Source organism: Nonomuraea indica (assembly GCF_002850745.1).
GTDB classification, from domain to species: domain Bacteria; phylum Actinomycetota; class Actinomycetes; order Streptosporangiales; family Streptosporangiaceae; genus Nonomuraea; species Nonomuraea indica.
Genome location: NZ_KZ559476.1, coordinates 254,255 through 263,636, shown reverse-complemented (window position 1 = coordinate 263,636; position 9,382 = coordinate 254,255). Strand labels below are relative to the sequence as shown.

At 73.6% G+C, this 9,382-nt stretch carries 10 protein-coding genes; 3 read left to right on the top strand and 7 right to left on the bottom strand.

Annotated elements, in window-relative coordinates:
* On the top strand, nt 1–467 hold a 467-nt coding region (locus CXR44_RS41190), incomplete at its 5' end, for a GNAT family N-acetyltransferase (protein ID WP_245899424.1).
* Nucleotides 468–737: 270 nt separating this feature from the next.
* Here the strand turns inward: CXR44_RS41190 and CXR44_RS26875 are convergent.
* The 7 genes from CXR44_RS26875 to CXR44_RS26845 all read right to left on the bottom strand — a co-directional run bounded on the left by CXR44_RS26875 (nt 738) and on the right by CXR44_RS26845 (nt 5,969).
* Nucleotides 738–1,805, bottom strand: coding sequence for a hypothetical protein (locus CXR44_RS26875; RefSeq protein ID WP_101788887.1), 1,068 nt, complete (start codon nt 1,803–1,805; stop codon nt 738–740).
* On the bottom strand, nt 1,802–2,107 hold the full coding sequence (locus CXR44_RS26870; RefSeq protein WP_101788886.1) for a hypothetical protein: 306 nt from the start codon (nt 2,105–2,107) through the stop codon (nt 1,802–1,804). The genes CXR44_RS26875 and CXR44_RS26870 overlap by 4 nt, the downstream gene beginning before the upstream one ends.
* Nucleotides 2,104–2,457, bottom strand: coding sequence for a YbaB/EbfC family nucleoid-associated protein (locus CXR44_RS26865; RefSeq protein ID WP_101788885.1), 354 nt, complete (start codon nt 2,455–2,457; stop codon nt 2,104–2,106). Before CXR44_RS26865 ends, CXR44_RS26870 begins: the two co-directional genes overlap by 4 nt.
* 158 nt (nt 2,458–2,615) lie before the next feature.
* The gene (locus tag CXR44_RS26860) at nt 2,616–2,993 is read right to left on the bottom strand and encodes a DUF3037 domain-containing protein (protein ID WP_101788884.1); all 378 of its coding nucleotides are present in this window, start codon (nt 2,991–2,993) and stop codon (nt 2,616–2,618) included.
* Nucleotides 2,990–3,805 carry a HipA family kinase gene (locus CXR44_RS26855; RefSeq protein ID WP_101788883.1) on the bottom strand — a complete coding sequence of 272 codons (816 nt, stop codon included), beginning with the start codon at nt 3,803–3,805 and terminating at the stop codon, nt 2,990–2,992. Before CXR44_RS26855 ends, CXR44_RS26860 begins: the two co-directional genes overlap by 4 nt.
* A gap of 47 nt (nt 3,806–3,852) precedes the next feature.
* Complete coding sequence (locus CXR44_RS26850) at nt 3,853–4,725, bottom strand: TIGR03619 family F420-dependent LLM class oxidoreductase (protein WP_101788882.1); 873 nt, start codon at nt 4,723–4,725, stop codon at nt 3,853–3,855.
* Nucleotides 4,722–5,969: an LLM class flavin-dependent oxidoreductase gene (locus tag CXR44_RS26845; RefSeq protein ID WP_101788881.1), complete on the bottom strand. Its 1,248-nt coding sequence runs from the start codon at nt 5,967–5,969 to the stop codon at nt 4,722–4,724. Before CXR44_RS26845 ends, CXR44_RS26850 begins: the two co-directional genes overlap by 4 nt.
* 96 nt (nt 5,970–6,065) lie before the next feature.
* Here CXR44_RS26845 and CXR44_RS26840 point away from each other — a divergent pair, with 96 nt between their 5' ends.
* Both CXR44_RS26840 and CXR44_RS41775 read left to right on the top strand, forming a co-directional pair.
* Nucleotides 6,066–6,887 (top strand): LLM class F420-dependent oxidoreductase, encoded by an 822-nt coding sequence (locus CXR44_RS26840; protein ID WP_101788880.1) that lies wholly within the window; start codon nt 6,066–6,068, stop codon nt 6,885–6,887.
* A gap of 192 nt (nt 6,888–7,079) precedes the next feature.
* Nucleotides 7,080–9,350 (top strand): serine/threonine-protein kinase, encoded by a 2,271-nt coding sequence (locus CXR44_RS41775; protein ID WP_281260302.1) that lies wholly within the window; start codon nt 7,080–7,082, stop codon nt 9,348–9,350.
* Nucleotides 9,351–9,382: the final 32 nt, after the last annotated feature.

Here is a 9,382-nt window from a genome sequence, read left to right as displayed (position 1 = left end):
TCAGGCCCATCCCGCCCCCCCCCGCCGTGCCCGCCGACCCGCTGGTGCGGCGGGTGACGCCCGACGAGTTCGACCTGCTGCTGCCGGCCTGCGTGGCGATGTTCACCGAGGAGGTGGGGGTCTCGCCCAACCTGGGCGACGGCGGCGCCCTCTACCGCACCCGCGTGGCCGAGCTGATCCGCATCGGCAGGTCGTACGCCCGCATCGACGGCGGGCGGGTGGTGTTCAAGGCCGAGATCGGCGCGGTCACCCCGTTCGCCTGCCAGGTGCAGGGCGTGTGGGTGGACCCCGAGCTTCGCGGGCAGGGCCACGCGGTGGCCGGGATGGCGGCGGTCGTCAAGGCCGCGCTGGCATGCTTCGCGCCGGTGGTCACGCTGTACGTCAACGACTACAACCACGCGGCGCGCGCCGTCTACCGCAAGGTGGGCTTCCACGAGGTGGACACGTTCATGTCGGTCCTCTTCTAGCGGCCGACCGGCCGGTGGGGCGGGTCGTCACCCGAGGAGGGCGGCGCGGCGCGAACGGATCTGCGACCAGTCGCTGCCCGCAGCCGTCGCGGGGTGCACGGTACGGGATGCGGGCGTCGCGGATCCTGCTCCTGGCCCGGACGAGCCGCTGGGCCAAGGTCGGCCCCGGCACCGGGAACGCCCGCGTGATCTCGGCGGTGGTGAGCCCGCCGAGCGGTCGGAGCGTGCGTGCGACGCGGGCGGCCGGTGCGAGCGTGGGGTGGTGTGCGGTCAGTCGAGGTCGAACAGCTCGTTGATCCGGGCGTACGGCCAGGTGACCTTGTCCGGGTTGATGCCTTGTTGGGGATATCCGTCGGAGTCCGGCCGTGCGTAGTGGAGCCGGTACCATGCCTCGTCCCGCGCCCGCTCGTCCGCGGTCCTCGCCTCCGCATGGCGTGAGCCGTCGCCGAACCAGCCGTCGTTCCCCTTGGCCACCTCGATGTGGCGGACGAAGTCCTCGGCGAGATCGTGGGAGTCCTCCCAGCGGCCGAAGTCCTGCGCACCGAGGACGAGGAGGTTGGTGTTCGGGTAGTACCTGGATCTTTCGGACTCCGAGTAGAGCCCGTTGCGGTAGATGACCGTGATGCCGTGGTCCTTGGCGTAGGCGAGTGCCGCACGGCCTTCCTCCGTGCCGCGCAGCGTCCGCTCGGTGAGGTCGCGGGCCTCCTCGTTGTCGTCCCAGGGGACCGCGAGCCCGGCCGTGACGAGGGCGGGGAGGGCGGCCAGGGTCGTGACATAGGCGACCGTCGCCAGCTCTCCCATCTTGGAGCCGTTCCTGAGCAGGGACTTCGCATGCCGCAGGGCGGCGATGGGGTTGCGCCGGATGTCGTCCCTGATGCCGGCGAGCGCCGTCTGCATCCGCTTCCTCAGGGACGCGATGTACAGCCTGGTTCCCGCCGTACCCAGCGCGGGGCCGAGGGCGAAGAAGCGGACGAGCGCGATCACCAGGGCGATCAGCGCGGCGATCACGTACAGTCTCCAGACCAGCTTCAACGTGACCAGGAGCATCGTGGCCGTGCCGGACATCGCGGCGGCCACGCCGCCCTTGTCCGTCTCGGCCTGGGCCACCGGCAGAAGGTCGTCGAAGGCCGTCATGTCGTCGCTCTGGTTGCCCGCCGTGCGGACATGGGCGGCCGCCTCGCTCGTGCCCGTCCGGCCGTTCTTGGCCTCGGCGGCGATGTCCAGGGCGGCCGAGGACCCCAGGAGGCGGCTGAGGTCGTCGTCATGGCTGCCCAGCGGGGCCACATCGGCGATCAGGCCGTAGGCCCAGCGCAGGCCCTCGGGTGGTTCCCCGCTCACGATGCCCCCCCGTTGGCGTGTTCGGCCCGGACGTAGGTCTGCTCGGAGGCCATGTGCCTGGCCGCCATGCCGCGCAGCTGGGCGGCGATGCTCTCGAAGTGCTGCCCCATGCGATCGGTGAGGCCGGCGCACTCGGCGTCGAACTCCTCGCTCAGCTCGTCACGCGCGCCGGCGCAACGCGCCACACCCGGCAGCGCGAGGGACACCGCCCGCTCGAGGCGGTCGGCGACCCCGGCCAGGTCCTCGGCGGTGCGCACCCGGGAGCCGAAGGCCACCTGGATCCCGTCGTACGTCTCGCTCATGGCCGCATCAACCGGTCCAGGCGCGAGGTGAGCCCGTTGACGGTGGAGAGCAGCTCGTTCATGTCCGCCCGGGTGTCGGCCTTGACCTTCTCGATCAGGTCGTTCAGCTCCAGCGGGTCCTGCTTCAGCACCTCGGGAATGGCCTGCGTGGCCCGCTCCTGGGCCGCCTCGCGGGCCCGGCCGAACGCCTCCATGATCGCCTCGGCCAGTTCGGTCGCGGGCAGCCGCATGGCCCGCGGGTCGAGCTTCAGTCCGGTGAGGTCGGAGGTGCCGTCCACTTCCACGCTCACGAGCCCGTCCGCGGCCGTGGCGGACTCCCGCAACGCCGTGAAGTCATTCAGAAAATCCATGGTGGCCCAGGGTAGGGGCTCGAACGGGGACCCCGCATCCAAGATCGTCGACGTTCACGCGCATTTCACTTCGCGTTGGCGGCGGCAGGCGGACGCGGTGCCACGGGCCGTCCGTACGGGCGGCCCGTGGCGGGCCACCCCGCCGAAGGCGAGCGGACCTAGAGGCGGACCAGCTTGTCGAACAGCCGGGACAGCTCGGTGTGCGGGTCGCCGGTGAGGCCCGCGTGCACCGGCCCGGCCTGCACGATCGTGCTGCGGGGGGCGGTCAGCCAGCGGAACCTGCCGCCCAGCGACTCGCCGGCCAGCGGCCCCGCCTCCTCGCCGCAGGCCAGCTCGTAGGCGCCGAGGGCCTGGCGGACCGCGTCGACGTCGGCCTCGGGGTCGAGCGCGCGCAGGCGCGCGGTGTCCAGCTCGACCCGCGCGCACAGGTAGCCGCGTGGCTGGCAGTAGAGGAGCACGCCGGCGTTGATCTGCTCGCCGCGCTCGACCCGGGGCACGACGCGGATCACCGCGTACTCGTAGACGTCCCTGCTCACCGGTCGCCTCCTCGCCAGAACTCGCCGACCGATCCGGGGCCCGGGCGTTCGGGCCGCGGCCCGGCGCCCGTCAGGGTGAGCCACTGCCGCGGGCCGTGCGCGCGCCGCAGCAGGTGGTCGGCGTAGGCGTCGCGAACGGCCTGCGCCGAGCCGAACCCCGGCTCGCCGTCCAGCCACGCGTCGGGCACGAGGGCGGTCACCGCCTCCAGCAGCTCGGGGGTGATCTTCGCCGACAGCTCGGCCGCGGCGGCGTCGAGCCTGGTGGCGAACGGCGCCAGCACGTGGTCGCCCGCGTCGAACGGCCGCTGCGGGTCGGCCGTCCTCCAGTTGTGGTGGAACCACAGCGCGGCGCCGTGGTCGATCAGCCAGGTCTCGCGGTGCCAGACGAGCAGGTTGGGGTTGCGCCAGCTGCGGTCGACATTGTGCACGAGGGCGTCGAACCAGACCACCCGGGAGGCGAACACCGGGTCGGGCAGCCAGGCCAGCGGCTCGAAGCCGAGCGCGCCGGGCAGGAAGTCGATCGCCAGGTTGAGGCCGGTGCTGGCCTTGAGCAGGTCCTGCACCTCCTCGTCGGGCTCGCGGACGCCGAGCTGCGGGTCGAGGTCGATCAGCTTGAGCTCCGGCGTGCGCAGGCCGAGCCGCCGGGCCAGCTCGGCACAGATGATCTCCGCGACGAGGACCCGCCGGCCCTGCCCCGCCTCGCGGAACTTGACCACGTAGGTGCCGAGGTCGTCGGCCTCGACGACCCCGGGCAGCGACCCGCCCTCCCGCAGCGGCGTCACGTAGCGGGTGGCCGCGATGGATTCCAGCACGCCACGAGGCTATCGTCCCGCGCGGCGGCGGAGATCACGGGAGCGGCCTACATCTTGGCGATGACCTCTTCGGCGAACCGCTCCATGGTGGCCACCTTCAGCGCCAGGGTGCCCTCGCCGTACTTCTCCTTCTCCTGCGGCGTGGCGAGCCGCCAGGGGGCGGCCATGGTGCCGGTGACGCCCTTGGCGGCGAAGCGATGGTAGGTCTCGGGGTCGGGCAGGACCGCCAGCGGCGCGATGATCTCGAAGTCGCCGGCCGGCCGGCCGTGTTCGTCGAGCTGCCCGCGCAGCTCGGTCAGCACCTCGTCGAACCGCTCCTCGGTGTAGACGCGGTTGCCGATCCAGCCGTCGCCCAGCCGGGCGGCCCGCCGCAGCGCCGCGGGGCTGTCGCCACCTACCAGAACGGGGACCGGCCGGGCCGGGACGGGCGCGATGGACAGCTCGGGCAGGCCGTCCAGCGTGACCGCGCGCCCGGACCACAGCTCGCGCAGCACGGGGAGCATCGCGTCGAGCCGCCGGCCGCGGGTGTGGAAGTCCTGGCCGGTGGCGGTGAACTCCTCCTTGCACCACCCGACGCCCACACCGAACGTGACCCGGTCGCCGGACAGCACCGCGGCGGTGGAGACCTGCTTGGCGACGGTGAACAGGTCGCGGGCCGGCGCGATGTAGACGTTGGGGGAGAAGCGCAGCGTGCTCGTCACGGCGGCCATCGCCCCGATCGTCACCCACACGTCGGGCCAGTGCGTGCGCGCGTCCCAGCGCGGCCGTCCCGACGACGAGTAGGGGTACGGGGAGGCGAAGTCGGCGTAGAAGAGGTGGTCCGACAGCGTCAGGGTGTCGAAGCCGCACCGCTCGGCCACCCTGGCCAGCTCCAGGAAGTGCCCCGTGTCGGAGAAGGAGGCCCCCAGCCAGAACCTCACCGGAACTCCGGGGCGACCTTGGTGGCGAACAGCTCCAGGTTGCGCTTGACCGTGTCGAGCGGGAGCACGCCCTGCTGGCCCTGCATGTACAGGCCGAACCACTCCAGGTCGGGCATCCGGTCGAGCATGCGCTGGATGCCGCGCTTGACGTCGTCGGGGCTGCCGAACAGCGCCATCTCGACCTCCTTCATCCGCTTGGCGTCGCCCTTCTCCGGCGAGATGGGCTGGTGCTTCTCGTCCTCCTGCTTGCGCAGCACCTCCAGGTAGCCGAACGGCCCGAAGAAGGCGGCGAAGTCCCGGGGGATGCTGCGGCCGAAGGTGTCGATCGCCTCCTCGGTGGTGTCGGCGATGCCGACGACCTTGAGGATGCCGGTGTGCTCGCCGAGCTTGTAGTCGTGGCCCTGCTTGGCCGACTCCTCCTGGTAGAGCCTGGCCTTGGCGGCGTGGTCGTCGGGGTTCGGGGTGAACAGCCACGGCAGGATGTCCTCCTGGGCGGCCCTGATCACCGAGCGGTCGGAGATGGTGAACGGCTGCCACAGCTCCGGGTAGGGGTTCTGGTACGGCCGGGGGCAGACGGAGACGGCCTGGACCCGGCCCTGGTCGTCCAGCTCGCCGGGGGCGCCGAAGGTGCGGGTCCACTCCTGCGCGGGCCATCCCTCGATGCCCTCGTAGGGGTAGGGCACCTGGTAGTCGAGGACGTCGGAGCGGTAGCGGAGCGTCTCCTGCGTCCACGCCATCTTCATGATCTTCAGCACCTCGCCGAAGACGTCGAAGTTGCGGGTGTCGGACGCCGAGCCGTCGGAGCGGGCGGCCGCCGCGTGCCAGCGCTGGCCGAGCACGTTCATCCAGCGGTTCTGGTAGCCGCGGGCGACGCCCAGCCGCAGCCGGCCCCTGCAGAACTGGTCCAGCAGGGCCACGTCCTCGGCGGCCCGGATCGGGTCCCAGGCGGGCAGCACGAGGCCGAGCGGGGCGAGCAGGATGCGCTCGGTGCGGGCGGCGAGGTCGGTGAGGAACATCAGCGGGTTGACCGAGAACTCCATCCCCTCCGAGTGGAAGTGGTGCTCGGTCATCATGAGGGCGTCGAAGCCGAGCTGGTCGGCGTGGACGGCGATCTCGCGCACCTCGTGCAGCAGCCGCTGGTACGACTCCGTGTCGCGCCCGATGGGACGCCGGGCCTTGGCGTTCTCCTCAGCCGCGTATCCGGAGCCGGGGATCTGCGGATTCAGGAAGATGGAAAACTTCACCGGGAGACCTCTTCTTTCCGCGGGGCGCATCTCTGAGCGGCAAGCTACTCTAGAAATCTTAGCCGAGCAATCGCTTGGTTGACGTCAGGAGGGCGCATGCGGCTCGGGATCACGATGTTCACCACGGATCTGGCCATGCCGGTCCACGATCTCGCCCGGGCCGCCGAGGAGCGCGGGTTCGCCTCCCTCTACGTGCCCGAGCACACCCACATCCCGATCTCCCGGCGCACACCGCCACCGGCGGGCCAGGACGAGCTGCCCGAGGAGTACAAGCGCACGCTGGACCCGCTGGTCGCGCTCTCCTACGCCGCCGCCGTGACCACGCGGCTGCGGGTCGGCACCGGCATCCTGCTCGCCGCCCAGCGCGACCCGATCGTCACCGCCAAGGCCGTGGCCACCCTCGACCACCTGTCCGGCGGGCGCGTGGTGCTCGGCGTCGGCTTCGGCTGGAACGCCGACGAGGTGGCCCAGCACGGCGTGCCGTACCGGTCGCGGCGCGAGGTGGCCCGCGAGCACGTGCTGGCGATGCGCGCCCTGTGGCGCGACGAGGTGGCCGCCTTCGACGGCGCGCACACGCGGTTCGAGCCGTCGTGGTCGTGGCCCAAACCGGTCTCCGGGCCGCCCGTCTACCTCGGCGGGGCGGCCGGGCCGAAACTGTTCGCGCACGTCGCCGAGTACGCCGACGGCTGGATGCCGATCGGCGGCCGGGGCGTCAGGGCCGCGCTGCCGGCCCTGCGGGAGGCGTGCGAGAAGGCCGGGCGGCCGATGGCCCGCGTCATCCCGTTCGGCACGCTGCCGACGCGGGAGAAGCTCGACCACTACGCCGGGCTCGGGATCGAGGAGACCGTCGCCAGCGTGCCGAGCGCCCCGGCCGACGTGGTGCTGCCCGTGCTCGACGCGTACGCGCGACTGCTCTGAGTCCGTCGCGACAGCAAGGTGACACCCTCGGGTGCCAGGGATGTCACCCAACAGGCTAGGCCGTCCCACCTGTTCTGAGCTGCTGTGTCACGGTCCGGCCGCGATTGCGGGCGGGCCCGTTGACGGCCGGGCGCCGGTTGCCTTCAGTGGAGAGGGATGTGGGGTGGCGGCGAGGGGAGGCGCCCCGTGCCAATGGCGCACCCGCTCAGAGCGGGGGACCCGCGGCGACTCGGGGCGTACGAGCTGTCCGGGCGCCTGGGCGAGGGCGGTCAGGGCGTGGTGTACCTCGGGACGAAGGACGAGGCGCGCTACGCGGTCAAGCTCCTGCACGGCCCCGTCGGGGACGAGCGGGCGGCGTTCCTGCGCGAGGTGGAGCTGGCCAAGCAGGTGGCCAGGTTCTGCACGGCGCAGGTGGTGGAAGCGGGGTTCGACGACGGCCGGGCGTACATCGTGAGCGAGTACGTCGACGGGCCGTCGCTGGCCCGCGACGTCGCGCGGACCGGGCCGCGGACGGGAGCCGCGCTCGAGCGGCTCGCCGTGAGCACCGCGACGGCCCTCGCCGCGATCCACCGGGCGGGCATCGTGCACCGCGACGTCAAGCCGCAGAACGTGCTGCTCGGCGCGGACGGGCCGCGCGTCATAGATTTCGGGCTGGCCCGGGCCCTCGACGCGGCGGCGACCGTCAGCGGCCGGGGCGTGGGCACGCCCGCCTACATGGCGCCCGAGCAGATCACCGCCTCCGCGGTCACCGGGGCGGCCGACGTGTTCTCCTGGGGCGCCACCGTGTGCTTCGCGGCCAACGCCAGCGCGCCGTTCGGGCAGGACTCGGTGGCGCCGGTGCTGCACCGCATCCTCACCGCGCCGCCCGAGCTGGGGCGGCTGGAGGGGCGGCTGCGGGAGATCGTCGCGGCGTGCCTGGACAAGGACGCCCGCAACCGGCCGAGCAGCCGGGAGTTGCTGCTGGAGCTCCTGGGCGGAGGGGAGGGGGTGCCGGCGGAGGTGCTGCGCTCGCCTCCGCCGCACATCCTGCGGGCCGGGGCGGGCTTCGGGGCCGGATCGGTGGGCGTCCCGGCGGCCGGTTCGGGTGCGGCGCCCTCGCCCGCGTCCGGGGCCGTGGCCGCTCCCATGACGCCCGTCGCCGAGCCGGAGCAGACCGGGACGCCGGGCGGCTACCGCCTGCCGGCGGCCCTCCATTCCGGCTCCGGTCCCGACCCCGATCCTGATCCCGGGTCGCCCGACGGGCCGGACGCCTGGCGAGCGGCGGGCCCGGGAGCGAGCCGGGGTGCCGGGTCGGTGCCGGGCGGAGAGGCGGGCTCGGGTGTTGCTTCTGTGCCCGGCGGAGGGGCGGGCTCGGGTGTTGCTTCCGTGCCCGGCGGAGGGGCGGGTTCGGGTGTGGAGTCCGTGCCGGGTGGAGGGGCGGGCTCGCGGGGTGCGTCCGCCCAGGGGGCCGGGCCGGAGGAGCGGCGGGGGGCGGTGGCGTTGCGGATCACGGGGGACGTCCGCGACGACCCGGAGCGGACCCGCCGCACGGGCCGGGCGGCGAACCGGGCCGGGCTCGCCGCGTCCGCCGCGCTGCTGGTGAGCGCGGCGGTGCTGTTCAGCGTGGTGGTGCCCGGCCTGCGCAAGGACGAGCCGTCGCAGGCCGCCGCGGTGCCGACCGTGGTCACCGTCGGACCGGCCGACAGCGGCACCGAACCCGGCGGTGAACGAGGCAGGGCCGACGGCATCGCCATGCAGCAGGACAGGGAGGCCCCCGAAACCCGGCGCACCGCCGATCCGCCCGCGAGGACGTCGGTCGGCGTGCGGGTCCCGGCGCTGCGGGGGCTGGACCGGGCCGCCGCCGTCGCCGCGCTGGAGCGGGCCGGGCTGGTGGCGGGCACCGTCACGCAGGCGGACTCCCGGCAGCGGATCGGCCGGGTGCTGGACAGCAGGCCCGCTCCCGGCGCCTCGGTGGCCAGGGGCACCGCGGTCGCGCTGCGGGTGTCGGCGGGGGTGCCCGTCCCCGCGGTCACCGGTCTGCGGCGCGGATCGGCCGAGGCCGCCCTCCGCGCGGCCGGGCTCGTCGTGGGCGGGGCCGGCACGTCGTGCTCGGCCAAGCCGGACGGTGAGGTCCTGTCGAGCAAGCCGGGGGCGGGCACCCGGGTCTCCGGCGGCGCGAAGGTGGCGCTCGTCGTGTCGCGCAACGGCGCCATCGTGCCCGCGGTCGTGGGCCGCTCCGGGCCGGCCGCCCGTGCCGCGCTGCGCGCCGCCGGATTCGACGTGACCACGCGGACCCAGGTCGTGACCGACGAGCGGCAGGTGGGCACCGTGCTGACGCAGAGCGTCGCGGCGGGCTCCTGCGCCGCGCCCGGCGGCGGCGTGGCGATCACGGTGGGGGTGGCCGGTCAGAGCGAGCCCGACCCGACCGAGCCCACCGAGCCCCCGGCCACGGAGACTCCCCAGCCGACCCCGACCGAGCCGTGACGGGCGAGCCGGAGGCCGGCTGCTCCCGTCCC

Bases quoted from the DNA above. Each gene is read 5' to 3' on its own strand.
- CXR44_RS26870 (WP_101788886.1), bottom strand. From the start codon at position 2,107: ATGAGCGAGACGTACGACGGGATCCAGGTGGCCTTCGGCTCCCGGGTG.
- CXR44_RS26865 (WP_101788885.1), bottom strand. From the start codon at position 2,457: ATGGATTTTCTGAATGACTTCACGGCGTTGCGGGAGTCCGCCACGGCC.
- CXR44_RS26840 (WP_101788880.1), top strand. From the start codon at position 6,066: ATGCGGCTCGGGATCACGATGTTCACCACGGATCTGGCCATGCCGGTC.
- CXR44_RS41775 (WP_281260302.1), top strand. From the start codon at position 7,080: ATGGCGCACCCGCTCAGAGCGGGGGACCCGCGGCGACTCGGGGCGTAC.